This window comes from Streptomyces sp. NPDC096311 (genome assembly GCF_044763085.1).
In the GTDB taxonomy this organism is placed as follows: domain Bacteria; phylum Actinomycetota; class Actinomycetes; order Streptomycetales; family Streptomycetaceae; genus Streptomyces.
This window is the reverse complement of record NZ_JBIWFN010000003.1, coordinates 185,926-207,666: the sequence shown is the minus strand read 5'-3', so window position 1 is coordinate 207,666 and position 21,741 is coordinate 185,926. Positions and strand designations below refer to the sequence as shown.

The window sequence follows — 21,741 nt, the reverse complement described above, 5'->3', positions numbered from 1 at the left end:
CCGTGCGTGATCCGGCCCAGTAGAGCCCCGGCCAGGGCGTCAGCCTCTGGCCGGGGCCGTCTCGGGCGGCTCGGGCGGCTTGGGCCGTCTCCGGGCCGTGATCTTGAGGGGGCGACGCCGGACAGAGGCTGTCGACGGCCTTCCGGGACATCCCTCGTCGCTCGGCATGAGGTGCGTGTAGGTCCGGAGAGTGAACCCCGGGTCGGCGTGACCGAGGTGGGAACTCAGGGCCGGGATTCCCTCGCCGGCGTCCAGCAGTATGGACGCGTAGAAGTGCCTGAGTACGTGACGTGCGCATTCCGTCCTCGGGGGCTGACACATCGCGCTCGCCCGCTTTCCGTGCCAGGATGATATCTGCGGCTGCCAGGGCGGGCTTCCGGTGGTGATCGTCGAATTTCGAACTCTCCCTGGACCTCTGCCCCTTGTTCTGGTGCACCCGCCTTTCGGCGTGATGCCTGATTCGGCCCATCTCCGACGGGTAGTTCTGCCCACACTGAATCGGCTGTTCTGCCTAAATTGTCCAACCGTGGTGTGCTCCTCACGCCTGGCGGCTGACGCACGGGGCGCGTTTACGAGTGAAGCAGGGAATCCACTGGAAGGGCGCACCTGTACATGGCCCCCACGGCGGATAGTGAGGCTCTCGTGTTTATTGATCGAAATCGAATCGCGCGCGTAGTAGGGGTTTCCTCTGCTGCCGCGCTGCTCGCTGGAACAGCCGGCTTGGCAGGCGCCGAGGCTGTGACCACAACCCGGAACGGCGCAGTGGTGCATTCGGTCAGCAAGCCGCGCCCGCCGCTCCCATCACATACACAAAATTCGCCGGGTGCAGGGAGCGGCGGCGGGCACATTCCCAACACGCCCAACACGCCAACTGCGACGAACACCCCGAACCGCCCCGGTGGTGGCATTCCCAACACGAACAACACGCACAACATCCTGGGATGACGGCGCCAACGCAGGAACGACCAGGACCGTACCCATGTCACGGATGGCGCAATTCGGCGTGCTCTGCCCAACAGTTGCGCTCATGGTGGCTTTATGGAAGAGCCGAATGTTGTTCAGTCGCACGAAGACGCAAGTGGACGGCTCCGAAACCTTCCCGTAGCGATCGTGATGGCTGCAGGTCTGCTGACCGGCGGCGGCATACTCTCCTGGTTCGGGTTGAAGGATGTTAGCGAAGCGCTGTCGTTCGCGGGCCGGACAACCGGCTTCTCCGCATTGGTCGTCGCCCTGGTGTTGTTTCTTGCCGTGGTTGCCGCTTGTGACTACTGGGGAGGGCGGAGCTTCAGAGCATCGGGAATGTTCGTCCTGGCTGCCGTTCTGCTTGTCCTGATCATCAACGCTGGACTTTTGGCGATGCAGATAGAGGGACGCGAACTCACGAACTGGCTGATCGCCTGGATTGCGCTTATAGCCTGGTCGGGCTGGGCGTTATGGGTGCTCCTGCGGCGCGAAAAAGTCTGGAAAGATATTCCAGCGCCCCGCGCGTTCGCCGTGGGGGCCCTGGCGACGGCGCTTTTGGCGTTCGGTAACTTTGCGTACTCGCAGGTTTATCTACCCTATTCCACCCCTCTGCTCGTCTCGGTTACGGCGGAGTTTGAAAAGCCGGTGGCGAACGGTGCCACCGGTGGCACCACGGTGCCGCTGCGTCTGACGCTGAAGAATGGTGGGAAGGTCTCTGCGTATGTCCCCCAGAGTATCTACGTGGTCCAGGGGCAATATGAGGACACGAGCCAGGTGGCGGGAACTCGCAAGAACTGGCTGTATGGCGCATCGAACGGTGTTGTCCGAGACAATTTCCAGATCAAGGGCGCGACCGTGATCGAGAATGGCATGATCTTCTATCCCGGCACGGACACGTGGTTGGACCCCGGAGAAACTCGGACGGTGGATCGCGTTATCCGGCTGCCGAAGGATGTCAAGTATCAGACCCTCATGGCTTACGCCGAGGCCATTCTAGTAAGAAAGGATCGAGTATCTCTCGACACTCCCGGCGTGCAAAAATCCTGGGATGAATCATCACTTAAACACATCAGTGATGCTCCGGAATGGGTGAGAGGTGACGCACCCTCTAGCGTTGATTTTCTGAAGTGGACGTTTCCTCTGCGTGAGGGAAGTTATCTGACGGCGGCGACAAGAAGACGAAAACAACTCACCACGTGGTGGGTGCTGCAGAATCCGAACATTGCCGTGACCGTCTCCCCTTTGAGGGGAGAGAATGTCAGGCCGACTGCGCGAGATATGAGTACCCTCCTTGCGCGGTACGGACTTGAATCGATCGACAGTGGGTTTGCCGAGATGCCGATGGAGGCGGTGATGAAGGGCCGGTGAGGCTTGGTGTCTTCCAGACCGTCCACGGCCGGCGCGACGGCCGGCGACCAACGACGACCTCGAGGGCGCGGCTGACCACCGCGCCCTCGTGGTGTGTCCGTGCAGCTAGACCCAGGTGTCCAGCCACATCCGGGAGCGCCACTGGTCTATGGGGATCGCCGTGCCCGTGTACAGGGGCCAGAAGTAGATGAAGTTCCAGGCGATCAGGAGGACCAGGACGCCCGCGCTCGCCGCGCCGATGACGCGGCGGCGTTCCGTGGAGCCGGGTGGGCCGAGGATCGCGCCGATCATCATGGCGACCGCCAGGCACAGGAACGGGACGAAGATGATGGCGTAGAAGAAGAAGATCGTGCGCTCCTGGTACATGAACCAGGGGAGGTAGCCGGCCGCGATGCCGCAGGCGATCGCGCCCGCCCGCCAGTCGCGGCGGAACGCCCAGCGCCACAGGACGTAGACGATCGCGAAGCAGGCGGCCCACCAGAGGAGGGGCGTGCCCAGGGCCAGGACCTCGCGGGCGCACTTGTCGCCCGCGTCCGCCGGGCAGCCGTCCTTGCCGGGCAGCGGGGACTCGTAGAAGTACGAGACCGGGCGGCCCAGGACGATCCAGCTCCACGGGTTCGACTGGTAGGTGTGCGGGGACGAGAGGCCGACGTGGAACTCGTACACCTCGTGCTCGTAGTGCCACAGGCTGCGCAGCCAGTCGGGCAGGAAGGTCCAGCTGCCGCCCTTGCCGTCGGTCGCGGCCCAGTTGCGGAAGTAGCCGCCCTTGCCGTTGGTGGGGGAGAGGATCCAGCCGGTCCAGGAGATGAAGTACGTGGCGATCGCCACCGGGACCGTCGCGAGGAACGTGATGCCCGTGTCGTGCTTGAGGGCGGCCGCATACGGGTGACGGGCGCCCGCGACCCGGCGCGCGCCGACGTCCCACAGGACCGCCATCAGGCAGAACGCGAAGAGGACGTACAGGCCGCTCCACTTGGTGCCGAGGGCCAGGCCCAGCATCAGACCGGCCGTCCAGCGCCAGGGGCGCCAGCCGAGGCGGGTGGACTCGGCGATGTGCGCGTCGGGGCGTACGAGACCGTCCGCGTCCGTGGGCAGGGCGGCCGCCAGCCGGGCACGCGCGCGGTCGCGGTCCACGATCAGACAGCCGAAGGCCGCCAGCACGAAGAACATCAGCACACCGTCGAGCAGCGAGGTGCGGCTCATCACGAAGTGCAGCCCGTCCACCGCCATCAGCGCGCCCGCGAGACAGCCCAGGAACGTCGAGCGGAACATCCGGCGACCGATCCGGCACAGCAGCAGCACCGACAGCGTGCCGAGCAGCGCCGTCATGAAACGCCAGCCGAATGGATTGAAGCCGAACATCCATTCGCCGAGCCCGATGACGTACTTGCCGACCGGGGGATGCACCACATAGGCGGCGTCGGAGGGGATGCCGACGTGCCCGTTGTTCTGCAGGATCAGGTCATTGGCGTTCTTGTCCCAGTTGACCTCGTACCCGCGGTGGATCAGCGCCCAGGCGTCCTTGGCGTAGTACGTCTCGTCGAATATCACCGCCTTCGGGCTGCCCAGGTTCCAGAACCGCATCAGCCCTGCCATCAGGGTCACGAGCAGCGGGCCGCCCCAGCCCGACCAGCGCGTGATGCGCTCCGCGACCTCGTGGCGCAGCCCGAACGCAGCCCAGATCCGGGGACTGGGCTCGGCGTACGGCGGCACGAGCCGATCACGCACGTCGCTTCTGGGTGGCGCGTTGTATCCGAAGCGGCGCAGCCGCTGCTGCCACGACGGCCGCCGTTCTTCGGCTGCCTGGCCCTGCCGGGTGTCCGTGGAGGACGCGGTACTGGTCACCGCGCCATCGTAGGGAACAGGTCTGTGGGAGTCCCGTGCACGGGCCTAATGGGTGGATGCGGCTGCCGCCGAATGCCCCTGCGAGGATGGAACCGTGACAGGAACCCTTGTTTTGGCCGGCACCCCCATCGGCGACGTGGCCGACGCCCCGCCCCGGCTCGCCCAGGAGCTGGCGGGCGCGGACGTCGTCGCCGCCGAGGACACCCGCAGGCTGCGCCGGCTGACCCAGGCGCTGGGCGTGCAGCCCACCGGGCGCGTGGTGTCGTACTTCGAGGGGAACGAGGCCGCCCGCACGCCCGAACTCGTCGAGGCGCTGGCCGGCGGGGCGCGCGTGCTGCTGGTGACCGACGCCGGGATGCCGTCCGTCTCCGACCCCGGGTACCGGCTGGTCGCCGCGGCTGTCGAGAAGGACATCAAGGTCACCGCCGTACCCGGCCCGTCCGCCGTGCTCACCGCGCTCGCGCTGTCCGGGCTGCCCGTCGACCGGTTCTGCTTCGAGGGGTTCCTGCCGAGGAAGGCGGGCGAGCGGCTGTCCCGGCTGCGGGAGGTCGAGGGTGAGCGCCGCACGATGGTCTACTTCGAGGCTCCCCACCGCCTCGACGACACCCTCGCCGCGATGGCCGAGGTCTTCGGGGACGGGCGGCGGGCCGCCGTCTGCCGCGAGCTGACCAAGACGTACGAGGAGGTCAAGCGCGGACCGCTGGGCGAGCTGGCGGCCTGGGCCGCCGAGGGCGTACGCGGGGAGATCACGGTGGTGGTCGAGGGTGCGCCGGAGAAGGGCGCCGAAGAACTGGACGCGGGCGAACTGGTGCGCAGGGTGCGGGTGCGGGAAGAGGCGGGAGAGCGCCGCAAGGAGGCCATCGCGGCGGTCGCGGCCGAGGCGGGAATTCCCAAGCGCGACGTCTTCGATGCGGTGGTCGCGGCAAAGAACGCGGCGCACAGCGCCCCATAGAAGAGCAAAGGGCCCGCACGGAAAGCAAAGCTCAGGCCGTGTCTTCGAGGCATTCCGACAAGGAAAGGCCAAAACGACTCCAATAGTCGACAGGCCTGATGCGTTCCCGCCCGGAGAAGCGTCCACTGGTTGAAGGGACGTACCCGTCCCTCGCCCCCGCCGACCGGGGGCGCTTGTCCAGCGGAACAGCAGGAGCTGGCATGAGTGAGATCGCAGGGCAGACCGGCAACCGCAGCGCGGCGACCGCCGTCGTCAACGAGTCGTATTCCTTCGCATGCATGCGCTGCGGGCACGGCTGGGAGCAGTCGTTCGAGATAGAGCACCACCGCGACGCCGAGGGCGGCGAGTTCGTGATGTACGTGGCGGACGGCCATGTCGTGCCGTCGCCGCTGAGTCGGCCCTCCTGCCAGAACTGCGACGGACACGTGGTGCGCATCATGCGCGCCGGACAGGTGTCCTCCGTCCAGAACTCCATGCACCAGCACACGCACCGACCGGTGCCGGCCCACCCCGAGCAGACCCACGGCGAGCAGACCCACGGCGAGGCCGTCGACCAGCCGGCCGTGCCCAGGGAACCCCACCACTGGCACCTCTCCGACCTGCTGCACCCCTTCCACCACCGCAAGGCGGGCTGATCGCGCAAGCGCGGTGACCTCGCCCGGGTGAGGTCCGGTCCGGCATGCCCCTTTCGTAGGATCGGGGCATGCCCTCCGACAAGACCGAAGCGCCACCGCTCCCCGAGCCGCTGCGCGTCCCCGTCGCCGACTCGCACACCCACCTCGACATGCAGTCCGGCACCGTCGAGGAAGGCCTCGCCAAAGCCGCCTCGGTCGGCGTGAGCACGGTCGTCCAGGTCGGCTGCGACCTGAAGGGCTCCCGCTGGGCGGCCGAGACCGCCGCCGCGTACGAAGCCGTCCACGCCACCGTCGCCCTGCACCCCAACGAGGCGCCCCGTATCGTGCACGGCGACCCCGACGGCTGGTCCCGCCAAGGCGCACGACAGCCCGGCGGCGACGGCGCCCTGGACGAGGCCCTCGCCGAGATCGACCGCCTCGCCGCCCTGCCCCAGGTCAAGGGCGTCGGCGAGACCGGGCTCGACTACTTCCGTACGGGCCCCGAAGGCAAGGCCGCCCAGGAGCGCTCCTTCCGCGCCCACATAGAGATCGCCAAGCGGCACGGAAAAGTCCTGGTCATTCACGACCGGGACGCGCACGCCGACGTGCTGCGCGTCCTGAAGGAGGAAGGCGCGCCCGAGCGGACCGTCTTCCACTGCTACTCCGGCGACGCGGTGATGGCCGAAATCTGCGCCCAGGCCGGGTACTACATGTCCTTCGCCGGAAACATGACCTTCAAGAACGCCCAGCCACTGCGCGACGCGCTGGCCGTGGCCCCCCTGGAGCTCGTCCTCGTCGAGACCGACGCGCCCTTCCTGACCCCCGCCCCCTACCGCGGACGGCCTAACGCGCCCTATCTCATTCCGGTCACGGTGCGCGCCATGGCGGCCGTGCGGGGCATCGACGAGGACACGCTGGCGACGGCGCTCTCGGCGAACACCGCACGGGCCTTCGGTTACTGAGAGATAACGCTTCCGGCCATTTTTCGGGGTCACACCTCAGGGAAGTATCGCGACACAGCGTAGCCGCGTTGCTTGGGAGAGTGACGACCGCTCCGCTAGGTTCTGGTCGCCCGATCCGGACCCCCCTGGAGCGTGTCGTCGTGAGCAACTCGCAGAACGAGACGTTTGGCCTGACTGGAACGTCGTTCGAGGACCGAGAAACTGGTGAGCAGCCGCCGTACGGTGCCGGAAGCCCGGACCGCGGCGGCTACGTGGACACCTACCGGCCCGCGTACGAGGCACTGGCGGCGTCCCAGGCGCCGACCGAGCCGATACTGCCCCGGCAGACGCAGACGTTGGTGCAGACACAGACACACACGCAGACGCAGGCGCTCGGTGACGCGGCGGAGGATCCCCGGTCCGGCGGGCGGGCCGCTGCCCGGCGCGCCGCCCGGCGTCGGCGCACCGCCGAGCGTCCCGACCCGCTGCGGAGGCTGCTGCCCCAGGCGCTCGTCGTCGCCTTCCTCGCCGGCGGCACGTCCGCCTTCGTCGCCAACGACAAGGCCATCGAGCTCAGCGTCGACGGCAGAGCGCGCACGCTGCACACCTTCGCCGACGACGTCACCGAACTGCTCGCCGAGGAGGGCGTGCGGGTCGGCGCGCACGACGTCGTCGCGCCCGCCCCCGGCACCGAGCTGACCAGCGGTGACGAGATCGCGGTCCACTACGGGCGGCCCGTACGGCTCACCCTCGACGGACAGCCGCACGAGGTGTGGACGACGGCGCACACGGTGGACGGGGCGCTCCAGCAGTTCGGGGTGCGCGCCGAGGGGGCGTACCTGTCGACCTCGCGCTCCCGGCGCATCGGCCGTGAGGGCCTCGCGCTCGACGTCCGCACCGAGCGGACGGTGACGATCATGGCGGACGGGCGGGCACGGACGATCCGGACGAACGCGGCGACCGTCGGCGAGGCCGTCGAGAAAGCCGGGATCACCCTCCACGGCGAGGACACGACGTCCGTCCCGCCAGGGAGCTTCCCCCGGGACGGACAGACGGTCAGCGTGATGCGGATCACCGGCACCCAGGAGGTCCGCGAGGAGGCGATCCCCTTCCGGACGACACGGACGAACGACCCCTCGCTGTTCCATGGCACCGAGGTCGTCGACCGGGCCGGGGAGCCCGGGGCCCGGCGGGTCACCTACCTGCTGCGGACCGTCAACGGGGTCAGGCAGAAGCCGCGGAGGGTCGGCGACGAGGTGGTCCGGGAGCCGCGTGGACAGGTGGTGCGGGTCGGTACGAAGCCGCGGCCCGATTCCCCGCAGGGTGCCGACCATCTGAACTGGTCCGGGCTCGCGGCGTGCGAGTCCGGCGGCCGCCCCGGCGCCGTGGACCCCTCCGGCACCTACGGCGGCCTGTACCAGTTCGACACCCACACCTGGCACACGCTCGGGGGGGCCGGGCGGCCCCAGGACGCGCCGGCCGCGGAGCAGACCCGCCGGGCGAAGAAGCTGTACGTCCGCCGGGGCACGAGCCCGTGGCCCCACTGCGGAGTCCACCTCCACGGCTGACGGGTTCTCCGGCTGCGGGCCCGGTGGGGGTTGTTCGCGCCCACGCGGCCCAGCCGCATGTTCAGCAGCGCCCCGCGCCCCCTGAGGCGGGGGCTGCGCCCCGCGTCCCCGTAGTCTTGGGGCGTGAACAGCCCCACCCCCGACGCCCTCCTGGGCCCCGCCGACGTCCGCGAGCTCGCGGGTGCCCTCGGTGTGCGGCCCACCAAGCAGCGCGGCCAGAACTTCGTGATCGACGCCAACACCGTGCGCCGCATCGTGCGCACCGCCGGTGTGCGGGCCGACGACGTGGTCGTCGAGGTCGGCCCGGGCCTCGGCTCGCTGACCCTCGCGCTGCTGGAGGCGGCCGACCGGGTCGTCGCCGTGGAGATCGACGACGTACTCGCGGGGGCGCTCCCGGTGACCATCGCCGCCCGTATGCCGGCCCGCGCCGACCGCTTCGCCCTCGTGCACTCCGACGCCATGCACGTGAACGAACTCCCCGGCCCCGCCCCCACCGCCCTCGTCGCGAACCTCCCGTACAACGTCGCCGTCCCCGTGCTGCTGCACATGCTCGCCACCTTCCCGACCATCGAGCGCACGCTGGTGATGGTGCAGGCCGAGGTCGCCGACCGGCTCGCCGCCGACCCCGGCTCGAAGGTGTACGGCGTGCCGAGCGTCAAGGCCAACTGGTACGCCGACGTGAAGCGGGCCGGCTCCATCGGACGGAACGTCTTCTGGCCCGCGCCGAACGTCGACAGCGGCCTCGTGTCGCTCGTCAGGCGCGCCGAGCCCATCAGGACCACGGCCTCCAAGCGCGAGGTCTTCGCGGTCGTCGACGCCGCCTTCGCCCAGCGGCGCAAGACGCTGCGCGCCGCCCTCGCCGGGTGGGCCGGTTCCGCGCCCGCCGCCGAGGCCGCGCTCGTCGCCGCCGGGGTCTCACCGCAGGCCCGCGGGGAGTCGCTGACGGTGGAGGAGTTCGCCCGTATCGCCGAGAACAAGGCCGAGGACAAGGCCGAGGGCAAGGCTGAGAACGCCGAGCACAAGGCCGAGAACAAGGAGAGCGCTCAGCCGTGACGGAGTCGAAGACCGAGCCCACGACGCACACGGGCAAGGGCAGGGGCACGGGCACGGACGTCGTGACCGTACGTGTCCCCGCCAAGGTCAACGTCCAGCTCGCCGTCGGCGCCGCCCGCCCCGACGGCTTCCACGACCTGGCCAACGTCTTCCTCGCCGTAGGGCTGTACGACGAGGTCACCGTGACGCCGGCAAACGAGCTGCGGATCACCTGCGAGGGCCCGGACGCCGACCAGGTCCCTCTCGACTCCACGAACCTGGCGGCCCGCGCGGCCCTCGAACTCGCCCGCCGGTACGGCGTCGAACCGAGGGTCCACCTCCACATCGCCAAGGACATCCCCGTCGCGGGCGGCATGGCGGGCGGCAGCGCCGACGGCGCCGGCGCGCTGCTCGCCTGCGACGCCCTCTGGGGGACGAACGCCTCCCGCGAGGAACTCCTCGACATCTGCGCCGAGTTGGGCAGTGACGTGCCGTTCAGCCTGGTGGGCGGGGCGGCGCTGGGTGTCGGGCGGGGTGAGCAGCTGCGGACGCTGGACGTCGGCGGGACCTTCCACTGGGTCTTCGCGATCGCCGAGCGCGGGCTGTCGACCCCGGCGGTCTTCCGGGAGTTCGACCGGATGAACGAGGGCGTGCGGATCCCGGAGCCGGTCGCCTCGCAGGAGCTGCTCGACGCGCTGGCCAAGGGGGACGCCGGGGCCGTCGCCCGCGCCGTCTCCAACGACCTCCAGCCCGCTGCCCTCTCCCTCTTCCCGGCCCTCGCCGACACGCTCGCCGCCGGGCGGAGCGCCGGTGCGCTCGCGGCCCTGGTCTCCGGCTCGGGGCCGACCACGGCCTTCCTCGCGGCGGACGCCGCGTCCGCGCGCACGGTCGCCGACGCGCTGCGCGCCTCCGGCACCTGCCGGACGGTACGGGTCACCGACGGCCCCGCCCCCGGCGCGACGGTCGTCTGACCCGCACGGGCACGTCACGTGCGGCGGTACTCGGAGGCACGTCACGGGCCCGGTACTCAGAGGCGAATTGAGTACGGGCGCGCTGACGCCGTAGCGGCGGACGGCGCGACCGTACTCGTATGGCATCAAGCGCTCACGCCCTCGCCGAGGCCACACCCGCCTCGCGCGACAAGTACGTCGACCTGCTGCGGGTCGCCTCGCTCGGCACGGTGGTGCTCGGGCACTGGCTGATGGCCGCCGTGTCGGTGCGCGGCGACGGCCGGGCCGAGGTCGGGAACCTGCTCGCCGTGGAGCCCCGCCTCCAGCTGCTCACCTGGGCCCTCCAGGTCATGCCCGTCTTCTTCTTCGTCGGCGGCTTCTCGCACGCGCTGTCGTACCGCTCGCTGCGACGCAAGGCCGCGGAGAACGGGGGAGGGGCTCTCTACTCCGTGTTCCTGCGCGCCAGGTTGCAGCGGCTGCTGCGGCCGACCGTGGTGTTCATCGGCGTGTGGGGAGCACTCGCGCTCGCTCTGCAACTCGCGGGCAGGCAGGGCGGATTGCTGGACGTGTCGCTGCGACTCGTCGCCCAGCCGCTGTGGTTCATAGGGATCTACCTGGCGATGGTGGCCTTCACCCCGCCGCTGCTACGGCTGCACGAGCGGTACGGGTGGGGCGCGTTCGGCGGGCTCGTCGCCGCGGCCGGGCTCGTGGACGTGCTGCGGTTCGCGTTCGGGGTGCCGTACGTCGAGTTCCTGAACTTCGCCTTCGTCTGGCTCGCCGTCCATCAGCTCGGTTTCCTGCGCGCGGACGGGAAGCTGGGACGCCCCTACCTCCTCGCGGGCGCCGGGCTCGCCGGGGCGGTGCTGCTGGTGGCGTACGGGCCGTATCCGCTGTCCATGGTCGGGATGCCCGGCGAGAAGATCTCCAACATGGCGCCGCCCACCTTCGCGCTGCTGTGCCACGGGCTGTGGCTGGTCGGCGGGGTGGAGTCGCTGCGGGGCGCCGCGCAGCGGTGGCTGCGCCGGCCGCGGGTGTGGCGTGCGGTCGTCGCGGCCAACGGCGTGTCCATGACGGCCTTCCTGTGGCACCTCACCGCGATGCTCGGTGTGTACGGGGCGCTGCTGGCCCTCGGTGCACGGCTGCCGGAGCCCGCGACGGGGGCGTGGTGGGCCCAGGTGCCGGTGCGAGTGGTGGTGGCCGGTGCGGTGACGGCGCTGCTCGTCACCGTGTTCCGGAGGTACGAACAGCCCTCTGCCGCGGTCGTACGGGACCCGGGGGCGCCGTCCGCGGGTGCGCGGCCGGCCGCCGCGCTCGGTGTGACGCTGTGCCTCTTCGGGGTGCTGGGGCTCTCCATGGTCGGGTTCGGCGGGTTGCTGGAAGGGCGTACGGCGGTACTGATCGCGGTCCGGGTGACGGCTCCGGTCGCCGTGGCGATGACGCTCGTGGGGTGGCTGCTGGTGGAGCGTGCGGGACGGGGGCGGCCCGCGGCCGCGTAAGTATGCGGGGCGGGTGCGTTGTCTGCGGGCCGGTGGTGTCCGGTCGCGCCGCGCGGCGGAGCCGCATATCGACACAGCCCCGGGCCCCACCGGCCCGCAGCCGGAGCCCCCACCCGTGTGGCTCGGGAGGTGAGGGAGCCGGACTACCCTTGAGGGTCGATCGTCCCCCTTGTTACAGGAGAGAAATGGCCGTCAACCTGGTCAATGTCGAGTCCGTCAGCAAGGTGTACGGCACCCGTGCCCTGCTCGACGGAGTCTCCCTCGGCGTCAGCGAGGGCGACCGGATCGGTGTGGTCGGGCGGAACGGCGACGGCAAGACCACCCTCATCCGCATGCTCGCCAAGCTGGAGGAGGCCGACACCGGCCGCGTCACGCACTCCGGCGGGCTGCATCTGGGAGTGCTGACCCAGCACGATTCCCTCGATCCCGCCGCCACCGTCCGGCACGAGGTCATCCGGGACCTCGCCGACCACGAGTGGGCGGGCAACGCCAAGATCAGGGACGTCCTGACGGGACTGTTCGGCGGCCTTGACCTGCCGGGGTTCCCGCAGGGGCTCGACACGGTGATCGGCCCGCTCTCCGGCGGTGAGCGCCGCCGTATCGCGCTCGCCAAGCTGCTCATCGAGGAGCAGGACCTGATCATCCTCGACGAGCCCACCAACCACCTGGACGTGGAGGGCATCGCCTGGCTCGCCCAGCACCTGCGGGAGCGGCGGTCGGCGCTGGTGTGCGTGACCCACGACCGGTGGTTCCTCGACCAGGTCTGCACCCGTATGTGGGACGTACAGAAGGGCGCGGTGTACGAGTACGAGGGCGGGTACTCCGACTACGTCTTCGCGCGGGCGGAGCGTGAGCGCATCGCCGCCACCGAGGAGGTCAAGCGGCAGAACCTGGTGCGCAAGGAGCTGGCCTGGCTGCGGCGCGGCGCCCCCGCCCGTACCTCCAAGCCGCGCTTCCGCATCGAGGCCGCCAACGAGCTGATCGCGGACGTGCCGCCGCCCCGCGACAAGAGCGAACTGATGAAGTTCGCCAGCTCGCGCCTGGGCAAGACGGTCTTCGATCTTGAGGACGTGACGGTGCAGGCGGGCCCGAAGGTCCTGCTCAAGCACCTCACCTGGCAGCTCGGACCCGGCGACCGGGTCGGGCTCGTGGGGGTGAACGGAGCCGGCAAGACCTCCCTTCTGCGCGCCATGGCCGAGGCCGCCCGCAGCGACGGGGAGACGCAGCCCGTCGCCGGGCGGATCAGCACCGGCAAGACCGTCAAGCTCGCCTATCTGTCGCAGGAGGTCGCCGAGCTCGACCCGACCTGGCGGGTGCTGCAGGCCGTGCAGGCCGTCCGCGACCGGGTCGACCTGGGCAAGGGACGCGAGCTGACCGCGGGACAGCTGTGCGAGACGTTCGGCTTCAACAAGGACAAGCAGTGGACGCCCGTCGGGGACCTCAGCGGTGGTGAGCGGCGGCGGCTTCAGCTGCTGCGGCTGCTCATGGACGAGCCCAACGTCCTCTTCCTCGACGAGCCCACCAACGACCTCGACATCGAGACGCTGACCCAGCTGGAGGACCTGCTCGACGGCTGGCCCGGCTCGATGATCGTGATCTCCCACGACCGGTTCTTCATCGAGCGCACGACGGACAACGTGTTCGCGCTCCTCGGCGACAGCACCCTGCGGATGCTGCCGCGCGGGATCGACGAGTACCTGGAGCGGCGCAAGCGCATGGAGGAGGTCGCCGCGGCCGCCGTGCTCGCCGCCGCGCCCGCGCCGTCCGTCAGGGCCGCCTCCGCCGCCGACGCCCGCGCCGCGAAGAAGGAGCTGCAGAAGATCGAGCGTCAGCTCGACAAGATCTCCGAGAAGGAGAGCAAGCTCCACACCCAAATCGCCGACAACGCCACCGACTTCGAGAAGGTCGCCAAACTCGACGCCGAACTGCGCCAGTTGACCGGTGAGCGCGAGGAACTGGAGCTGCGCTGGCTGGAGCTCGCGGAGGACGCGTAAGCCCCTGGCGGGTGGCGCGCGCGTCCCGTGAAGGGGGCGTGAAGGCGCATAACGAGGGCATCACGGGCCGGTCCTCCCTTGGGAACAGGGGGAGTACCGGCCCCTTGTTCGAGGTCCCCAGAGTGATAGAAAGGTCCGTCTGAGAACAGTCTGAGAACCACCGGTGTGGCGCGAAATCGGCGCCGCCGACCGCGCCGCCGGTGGGGCGCCACATCAGTGAACGAGGGGGAACGCGCTGATGAGTCAGCCGCCGAGTGAGCCGCCGCAGGGTGACTTCGGAGCACCGCAGGACCAGCCACCGACGCCGTCGACGCCACCGGTTCCACCGGCGGCACCGGCGCAGGGAGGGTTCGGCGCACCCCCCAACACGCCCCAGGGCACGCCCCCTCCGCCCACCGGTCCGCCGGCGCCCGGTTACGGATACCCGCAGCAGCCCGGGCCTTACGCCCAGCCCGGCCCGTACGCACCACCGCCACAGCAGGCGGGCCCGTACGCACCACCGCCACAGCAGGCGGGCCCGTACGCACAGCCGCCGCAGCAGCCGGGGCCGTACGCACCACCGCAGCAGCAGCCGGGGCCGTACGCCCAGCCCGGCCCGTACGGTCAGCAGCCCGCATACGGTCAGCAGCCCGGATACGGGTCCGGGTACGGCTATCCGGGCCAGGCGCAGTATCCCGGCGGCCCGGCCACCCCTCCGCCTCCTCCCGGTGGTTCCAGGAACCCCTTCAAGGGCCGCCCGGCCATGGTCATCGGCGCCGCCGTGGCCGCGCTGCTCGTCGTCGGCGGGGCGGTCTGGGCCGTCAGCGGCGGGGGCGGCGACGACGGCAAGAAGCCGGTCGCCCAGGACAGCAAGGGCGCGAAGGCCTCCTCCTCCGCCGATCCGGTCAACCCCGGTGACGGCAGCGGCAACGGTGGCGGGGACCCCGAGAACCTCAACGCGGGCCGCCAGGCCGGTGAGGCGAAGGTGCTCTGGTACAAGCAGGCGCCCGACGCGCCCGGTTCCGGCGCTGACGCCCCCGGCCTGTGGATCACCGACAAGACAGCGGTGAAAGCCGCGTACACGCAGGTGTTCGCGTACAACGTCGGGGACGGCAAGCCCACTTGGGACCCGATCACGTTCCCGCAGCCGATCTGCGCGGTCACCCCGCAGAAGACGTCCGACGACAAGGTCGTCGTGGCGTACAAGAGCGGTGCCGGTGACAGCGCCAAGTGCAACCAGCTCCAGCAGATAGACCTCGACACCGGTGCCAAGGGCTGGAGCGGCAAGGTCGCTGACGGAGCGCTCTTCGACAGCACGCTCACCATCGAACTGTCGGTCACCGGCAAGACGCTGATGGTCGGTCGCTCGCAGTCCGGCACGGCGTACGACATCACCAGCGGCAAGAAGCTCTGGGACAAGAAGAACTACGGCCAGGCCTGCTACCCGGCCGCGTTCGCGGGCGGCGCCAAGCTGCTGTCCGTCGCCTCCTGCGGTGCCGCCACCGACACCGAGCACGACGAGGTGCAGCAGCTGGACCCGGCCACCGGCAAGGCCAAGTGGACCACGAAGATCCCCAAGGGCTGGTCGGTCGAGCGCACGTACTCCGTCGACCCCGTCGTCATCTACATGACCAACAAGGACCAGAAGAAGGTCAACGTCACCACGTTCAAGGACAACGGTGCCGTCCGCTCGCAGCTCAAGAGCAGCGACGCCTTCAGGCCCGAGTGCGGTTTCGCCATCCTCGACCGCGACCTGACAGGCTGCTTCGGCACCGCCGCCGACGCGAACACGCTCTATCTGCCGACCGAGGCGAAGAGCGGCGCCAACGAGATCGTCGCCTTCGACCTGTCGACCGGCAAGGAGAAGTGGCGCGTCAAGTCCCCGGCCGCCGAGTCGATGCTGCCGCTGAAGATGGACGGCACGCGGTTGATCGCGTACGTCGAACCGTCGTACGACGCCGGCGGGCAGATCGTGTCGATCCCCACGACCGGAAGCAGTCACCAGCCCACCAAACTGCTGCAGAACCCGCAGGGCACGGCGTCGGTCGAGAACGGCTTCTTCTCGAAGGCGGTCGACTACGTGGACGGGCGCTTCTACCTCTCCACCACCCGGCTGACGGGCAACGACCAGTCGAAGGAGAAGTTGATGCTGGCCTACGGCAAGTGACGCACGCTCACGCCACCTTCGCCTCGTTCGCCACCTTCCTCGTCTCCCGCATCTCCGTCCCCAACGCATCCGCATCCGAGGTAGACACGTCATGAGCCAGCCGCCACCCCCACCACCGCCGAACCAGCCCCCACAGGGTGGCTTCGGCGCGCCGCAGGACCCTCCGCCGGGTGGCTTCGGCGCGCCGCAGGATCCTCCGCCGGGTGGCTTCGGCGCGCCGCAGGATCCTCCGCCGGGTGGCTTCGGCGCGCCGCAGGATCCTCCGCCGGGTGGCTTCGGCGCCCCTCAGGACCCTCCGCCGGGCGGATTCGGCGCGCCCCAGGCTCCGCCGCCCGGTGGGTTCGGCGCCCCGCAGCCTCCGCAGGGTCCCGGTTACGGCTACCCGCAGCAGGCACCCCCGCCGGGGCCCCCGGCCCAGCCGGGCTACGGCTACCCCGGCCAGCAGCCCGCCCAGCCCCCGGGCCCCCCGTACGGCTACGGCTATCCGCAGCAGCCGCCGACCTACCCGATGCAGCCCCAGGTTCCCCAGGGCGGGGGCGGCGGGCGGAAGCCGAACAGCCAGGTGGTCATCATCGTGGCGGCCGTGGTGGCCGTCGCGCTGATCATCGGCGGCGGGGTCTGGTACGCGAGCTCCGGCAAGGACGACAGCAAGAACAACTCCTCCGGTACGAGCGGCGGCACCGGAGGCAAGGGCGGTTCGGGCGGCGACAAGACCACCGGTTCCACCGGCAAGGAGAAGGTCCCCGCCGACACCAGCTCCAAGGTCCTCTTCCAGGTCCCCGCGCCCGCCGTGCCCGCGGAGAGCAGCGTGTCCACCGTCGGCTCCTGGCTCACCGACAAGGTGTACGCCAAGAGCGGCGACGCCGAGATCGACGGCTACGACCCCGACTCCGGCGCCAAGGTCTGGACGATCAAGCTCCCCGGCCCGGTGTGCACGGCCAGCCGCCACACCACCGATTCCGGCCGGACCGCGATCGTCTACGAGCCCGCCATGCCGACCAAGGCGAAGCCTTCCCACGGCTGCAGCGAGGTCTCCGCCCTCGACCTCGCCGCGGGCAAGCTGCTGTGGACGAAGTCGGTCACGTCCGGTGACCAGAAGATCGGCCTCGAAAACGTCACCACCAGCGCGAACACCGTCGCCGTCGGCAGCACCAACGGTGGCGCCGCGTTCGACATCTCCACCGGCAAGGTGCTGTGGGCACCCAAGCCCACGGACACCTGCTACGACGCCGGGTACGGCGGCGGCGACAAGCTGGTCGCGGTCCGCAAGTGCGGCGAGTACGGCAGTACGCGGCAGTTGCACATCCAGACCATCGACCCGGCCTCCGGGAAGGTGATCTCGGAGTACAAGATGTCGCCCGGCATCGAGTACGCGAGCGTCGTGTCGACCAACCCGCTGGTGGTGGCCGCCGACGTCGGCGACTCCGCCGGTGACGGCAGCGGCATCTCGGACTTCTTCTCCATCGACAACAAGACCGGCCAGTTGCGCACCAGGATCTCCGCGCCGGGCAAGACCTACGCCGCCAAGTGCGACGGCATCAGCAGGATCGAGGGCTGCACGAAACTGGTGGTCGGCAACGACAGGCTCTACATCCCGACCGAGCAGCACGACGGCGGCCAGTCCGGCCAGATCAACGAGATCGTCGCCTTCGACCTGGGCACCGGCAAGCAGACCGGCCAGCGCGCGGACGCGGGCGACGGCTACGACATCTCCCCGCTGCGCATGGACGGCGGCAACCTTCTCGCGTACAAGCGTCCGCCCTACGACAAGGGCGGTCAGATCGTGAGCATCGACGGCACCTCCTTCAAGGAGACCAAGCTCCTGGAGAACCCGGCGACCGAGGCGGTCCGCGACGCGGAGACGAGCATGCTCCCGGACTACGCCGAGATCCTTTACAGCGAGGGTCACCTGTACATGTCCGCGGTCTACGCCCACAAGCCGTACAGCGCCTCCGAGAAGGAGTACCTGGCGATCGCGTTCGGCACGCAGTAGGTCAACTTCTTTTGACCATGGCCCCGTCCCAGCTCAGGGACGGGGCCGTTCGCTTACCCCTCATCACTCCCGAATGCGAGGAATTTCGATATTCCGGGGCACTTCTCACCGGTAGGGGAAGCGCAACGTCGAACAAGCGTGTAGCTTCCGGGGGATGGAGAGCCGGGGGGCTCCTAATCCACGGGGAACCAGTGGGGATGCTTGGGGGGACTGGGGGGTTGCTCGATGGGAGTGCGGCTCATGGTGGTCGACGACCACCGACTGCTCGCCGAGGCGTTGGCCTCGGCGTTGAAACTGCGGGGGCACCGGGTGCTCGCCGCGGCGGCGCCCGCCGCGGGAGCGGCGGAGCTGGTGATCACCAGGGCACCGGAGGTGTGCCTGATCGGCACGGCGACACCCGCCGAGCCGGGAATCTTCGACCCGGTGATCAGGATCAAACGAGAGCGTCCGCAGGTGGCGGTCCTGGTGCTGGGTCCGGTCCCGAACCCGCGCGGTATCGCCGCAGCGTTCGCCGCGGGCGCGTCGGGCTACGTACGCCACGACGAGCGCATAGAGGGAGTCGAGCGCGCCATCATGAAGGCGAGGGCGGGTGAGGCGGCGGTCGCCCCCGCCCTGCTCCAGGGCGCCTTCAGCGAGCTGCTGAACCCCGCCGCCCAACCGGACGACGAGGGCCAGCGGCTTCTGCAGATGCTCACTCCACGCGAGGTGGAGGTCCTGGTGAGGGTCGCGGACGGGGAGGACACGAGGCTCATCGCGGCCGGTATGGGGATAGCCCCGTCGACCGCCAGGACCCATGTCCAGCGGGTGCTGATGAAGCTGGGGGTGGGATCGCGGCTGGAGGCGGCCGCCCTGGCCGCGCGGACAGGCTTGCTGGACCGGGCGGGGCCGGTGGCGGCGGGGCTGGGGAGTGCGGAAGACCCTGGGCCCGCGTAGTCACCGCGTACGCAAAGGGCGTTGGGTCCGACGGTGAAGTACCGCCGAACCCAACGCCGCAGACGTCATACGTTCAGACCGCGATGTCAGGCGTGTTCGTGAGTCGCCGGCACGGTGCGCGGTGAACGACCGGTCACGTGCAAGCGGTGGAGAGCTGCGCCGCGGTGGCGAGCACCGCGTTCAGCGCCGCGGTGATGTTGGCCGGGACGGGCGGGATGGCCGCCAGCGCGGCGGTGAGGACCTGCAGCTGCGCCTGCACCTGCAGAGCGAGGGCCGCACAGGTCGGCGGCGTCGGAGGCGCTGCCGGGAGGCACCCGGCGGCACGGAGCTGTGCGACCGTGGCCTGGGCCGCGGCCACCGCCGTCTGGGCCGCGGCGACGTTGGGCGTCGGCGTGGTGGCCAGAGCCGTCGCGGCGGCCTGCAGCTGCGTGGAGAGCTGACCGCTCAGCGTGGCGCAGACCGTCGGGGTCGTCGGCGGCTTCGGGCCCTTGGACTCCTGGACGACGGGCTGCGGGTCCGAGGCGGCGAGGGCCGCCGGGGCTATGGCCATGGACAGGGAGGCCAGGGCCGCGGCCGAGGCGACAACGGACCCGAAGCGCTTGAAAGAGAACATTCCGCGCCTTTCTTCGTGTGTTGTGTGAAGAAGTTGGGGAGGTATCCCCGAGCTCAGGAGGCCCCGCGGCGTGGCCTCCGGCAACTCCACGTGTCCTATGCACTCCAGGCCGTGCTGTTCGCCAAGGTCCTCGCTGGGAGGGAAGGCGCAGGTCAGAGGCGCGTGACGGAGATGCTTCGAACGGGGGTGCTCGCTACTGTGAACGGGCGACCACCTGGAGTGGTCATTCCTCGTCGGGCAACGGCGCGGGCGGAGCCAGCGGGCGCAGCCACAGCCACAGCAGGAAGAAGATGCCCAGGGCGAGCATGCCGAGGCCGGTCCAGAGGTTGATGTTGACGCCCTGGGCCTTGGCGAGTTCGGCGTCGGAGGCGGTCAGGCCCGCGAGGGTGACGATGACGCCGTAGACGACGAACAGGCCGCCGATGACGGTGCGGATGTCGAAGAGGCGGGTCGCGGTCGCGGACTGATGCTCCAGCTCCGTGACCTCGCGCTGGACATCACGGTCCGAATAGTGGTCGGACATGGTTGCTCAGGCCTCCTGCGTCAGAACGAGAACGGGATGTAGCAGGCCGCCGCCAGGATCAGCGCGCCCCAGCCCAGCAGTGCCGGCCTGCGGTACCACGCGTCGTCGCCCGCGGCCGGCGGCTCGGCCATGCCGGGGGAGACGGTGCCGTAGACCAGGCCCTGGAGGTCCTCCGCCGGTTTGGGTGCCGTGAAGAGGGAGACCGCGACCATCACCACCGCGCCGGCCACGAAGCCCGCGATCGCGGAGACGAAGTTGGCTCCCTGGTCGGAGGGGATGGCGATGATCCCCTGCTTGTAGATGACGAAGTAATTGACCATCGCCGCCGTCGTGCCTGCCAACAGGCCCCAGAATCCCGACTTCGCCGACGCGCGCTTCCAGAACATGCCGACGATGAAGGCCACGAACATCGGCACGTTGAAGAAGGAGAAGAGGGTCTGCAGGTAGGCCATGATGTTGGAGAAGGAAGACGCCAGGAACGCCGTACCGATCGACGCCAGGACACCGATCACCGTGATCAGGCGTCCGAAGCGGACGTAGTAGGAGTCCTCCCGGTCGGTCATGACGTAGCGCCGCCAGATGTCGGACGTGAACACCGTGTTGAACGACGAGACGTTGGCCGCCATGCCCGCCATGAAGGCCGCCAGGAGCCCCGTCACCGCGATGCCCAGCACGCCGTTCGGCAGCAGTTCCTGCATCAGGTACGGGACCGCGTCGTTGTACTGGAGGTTCGAGCCGCTCGTGCCGATCCTGGGCACCAGGACCGCCGCCACCAGGCCCGGGATCATCACCAGGAAGACGATGAAGATCTTGGGGAACGCCGCGATGAGCGGGGTGCGCTGGGCCGCCGACAGGTTCTTCGCCGAGAGCGCGCGCTGCACCTCCGCGAAGTTCGTCGTCCAGTAGCCGAAGGAGAGGACGAAGCCGAGGCCGAGGACGATGGTCAGCCAGTTCGCGCCCAGCGGGTTCACATGGCCGATGCCCGTACCGCCCCAGGCGGTGGTGAAGTCACTGCCGTGGGTCTTGTCGAGCGAGTGGGTCAGGCCGTCCCAGCCGCCGACCCGCTTCAGACCGAGCGTGGCGATCGGGATCAGGGCCGCGAGGATCACGAAGAACTGCAGCACCTCGTTGTAGATCGCCGAGGACAGGCCGCCGAGCGTGATGTACGCCAGGACGAAGAACCCCGCGATCACGATCGCCACCCACTGCGGCCAGCCGAGCAGTGCCTCGACCACGATCGCCAGTGAGTACAGGTTGACGCCCGCGATCAGGATCGCCGCGAAGGCGAACAGGATCGAACTCAGCAGGTGCGCCGCCTTGTCGAAGCGCAGGAGCAGGAACTCGGGGACCGAGCGGACCTTCGAGCCGTAGTAGAACGGCATCATCACCAGGCCCAGGAACACCATGGCGGGGATTGCGCCGATCCAGTACCAGTGCACGGTGTAGACGCCGTACTGCGCGCTGTTCGCGGCCATCCCCAGGATCTCGGTCGCGCCGAGGTTGGCGGAGATGAACGCGAGGCCGGTGATCCAGGCGGGCAGCGACCGCCCGGAGAGGAAGAAGTCGAGGCTGGTCCTGACCGAGGCCTTGGCGGCGAAACCGATGCCGAGCACGACGACGAAATAGATGCCGAGGATCGTGTAGTCGAGCCCGTTCGTGGGGAGCCGGAGCCCTGCGGCGAGGTATGTGGGGGCATGCATGCCCGTATCCATGCCCCAGGAGTCCCACGATGCTGCCCAAGCTTCACAGACACCCCCCAAACCCCCGCAGGCATTGACGTCCCTGTTGCTTTGTGGTTTGTTGTGTTCGG

General features: G+C 69.6%; 16 protein-coding genes. 12 read left to right on the top strand and 4 right to left on the bottom strand.

What is annotated here, in order from left to right; genetic code table 11:
* The first annotated feature begins 1,038 nt into the window (after nucleotides 1-1,038).
* Entirely contained in the window at nucleotides 1,039-2,331 is a 1,293-nt protein-coding gene (locus tag ACIRA5_RS09210) for a Yip1 family protein (RefSeq protein WP_403688957.1), read from the top strand.
* A 105-nt stretch (nucleotides 2,332-2,436) separates the two neighbouring features.
* Here ACIRA5_RS09210 and ACIRA5_RS09205 read toward each other — a convergent pair whose 3' ends face one another.
* A complete protein-coding gene (locus ACIRA5_RS09205) occupies nucleotides 2,437-4,176 on the bottom strand; it encodes a dolichyl-phosphate-mannose--protein mannosyltransferase (protein WP_403688954.1) in 1,740 nt (579 codons plus the stop codon).
* A 94-nt stretch (nucleotides 4,177-4,270) separates the two neighbouring features.
* Between ACIRA5_RS09205 and rsmI the strand changes: the two genes are divergently transcribed.
* The 11 genes from rsmI to ACIRA5_RS09150 all read left to right on the top strand — a co-directional run bounded on the left by rsmI (nucleotide 4,271) and on the right by ACIRA5_RS09150 (nucleotide 18,795).
* Nucleotides 4,271-5,128 (top strand): 16S rRNA (cytidine(1402)-2'-O)-methyltransferase, encoded by an 858-nt coding sequence (gene rsmI, locus ACIRA5_RS09200; protein ID WP_382034787.1) that lies wholly within the window; start codon nucleotides 4,271-4,273, stop codon nucleotides 5,126-5,128.
* A gap of 200 nt (nucleotides 5,129-5,328) precedes the next feature.
* Nucleotides 5,329-5,763, top strand: a complete 435-nt coding sequence (locus ACIRA5_RS09195) for a hypothetical protein (protein WP_403688953.1) — start codon at nucleotides 5,329-5,331, stop codon at nucleotides 5,761-5,763.
* Nucleotides 5,764-5,831: 68 nt separating this feature from the next.
* Nucleotides 5,832-6,704, top strand: coding sequence for a TatD family hydrolase (locus tag ACIRA5_RS09190; protein WP_403688952.1), 873 nt, complete (start codon nucleotides 5,832-5,834; stop codon nucleotides 6,702-6,704).
* 140 nt (nucleotides 6,705-6,844) lie between these two features.
* Nucleotides 6,845-8,251, top strand: a complete 1,407-nt coding sequence (locus ACIRA5_RS09185; protein ID WP_403688950.1) for a ubiquitin-like domain-containing protein — start codon at nucleotides 6,845-6,847, stop codon at nucleotides 8,249-8,251.
* 123 nt (nucleotides 8,252-8,374) lie between these two features.
* A complete protein-coding gene (gene rsmA, locus ACIRA5_RS09180) occupies nucleotides 8,375-9,304 on the top strand; it encodes a 16S rRNA (adenine(1518)-N(6)/adenine(1519)-N(6))-dimethyltransferase RsmA (protein WP_403688947.1) in 930 nt (309 codons plus the stop codon).
* Between the two features lie 62 nt (nucleotides 9,305-9,366).
* Nucleotides 9,367-10,254, top strand: coding sequence for a 4-(cytidine 5'-diphospho)-2-C-methyl-D-erythritol kinase (locus tag ACIRA5_RS09175; protein ID WP_403689732.1), 888 nt, complete (start codon nucleotides 9,367-9,369; stop codon nucleotides 10,252-10,254).
* A gap of 119 nt (nucleotides 10,255-10,373) precedes the next feature.
* Nucleotides 10,374-11,729, top strand: a complete 1,356-nt coding sequence (locus ACIRA5_RS09170; protein ID WP_403688945.1) for an acyltransferase — start codon at nucleotides 10,374-10,376, stop codon at nucleotides 11,727-11,729.
* A 185-nt stretch (nucleotides 11,730-11,914) separates the two neighbouring features.
* Nucleotides 11,915-13,723 (top strand): ABC-F family ATP-binding cassette domain-containing protein, encoded by a 1,809-nt coding sequence (locus ACIRA5_RS09165; RefSeq protein ID WP_403688942.1) that lies wholly within the window; start codon nucleotides 11,915-11,917, stop codon nucleotides 13,721-13,723.
* Nucleotides 13,724-13,961: 238 nt separating this feature from the next.
* Nucleotides 13,962-15,869, top strand: a complete 1,908-nt coding sequence (locus ACIRA5_RS09160; RefSeq protein WP_403688939.1) for a PQQ-binding-like beta-propeller repeat protein — start codon at nucleotides 13,962-13,964, stop codon at nucleotides 15,867-15,869.
* Nucleotides 15,870-15,960: 91 nt separating this feature from the next.
* On the top strand, nucleotides 15,961-17,862 hold the full coding sequence (locus ACIRA5_RS09155; protein ID WP_403688937.1) for a PQQ-binding-like beta-propeller repeat protein: 1,902 nt from the start codon (nucleotides 15,961-15,963) through the stop codon (nucleotides 17,860-17,862).
* Nucleotides 17,863-18,087: 225 nt separating this feature from the next.
* Nucleotides 18,088-18,795: a response regulator transcription factor gene (locus tag ACIRA5_RS09150; protein ID WP_352044332.1), complete on the top strand. Its 708-nt coding sequence runs from the start codon at nucleotides 18,088-18,090 to the stop codon at nucleotides 18,793-18,795.
* Between the two features lie 133 nt (nucleotides 18,796-18,928).
* Here the strand turns inward: ACIRA5_RS09150 and ACIRA5_RS09145 are convergent, their stop codons facing one another.
* The 3 genes from ACIRA5_RS09145 to ACIRA5_RS09135 form a co-directional block, all read right to left on the bottom strand.
* Nucleotides 18,929-19,408 (bottom strand): hypothetical protein, encoded by a 480-nt coding sequence (locus tag ACIRA5_RS09145; RefSeq protein WP_403688935.1) that lies wholly within the window; start codon nucleotides 19,406-19,408, stop codon nucleotides 18,929-18,931.
* Nucleotides 19,409-19,631: 223 nt separating this feature from the next.
* Nucleotides 19,632-19,931 carry a hypothetical protein gene (locus ACIRA5_RS09140; protein ID WP_403688932.1) on the bottom strand — a complete coding sequence of 100 codons (300 nt, stop codon included), beginning with the start codon at nucleotides 19,929-19,931 and terminating at the stop codon, nucleotides 19,632-19,634.
* Nucleotides 19,932-19,951: 20 nt separating this feature from the next.
* Entirely contained in the window at nucleotides 19,952-21,631 is a 1,680-nt protein-coding gene (locus ACIRA5_RS09135; protein ID WP_403688930.1) for a sodium:solute symporter family protein, read from the bottom strand.
* Nucleotides 21,632-21,741 lie beyond the last annotated feature (110 nt).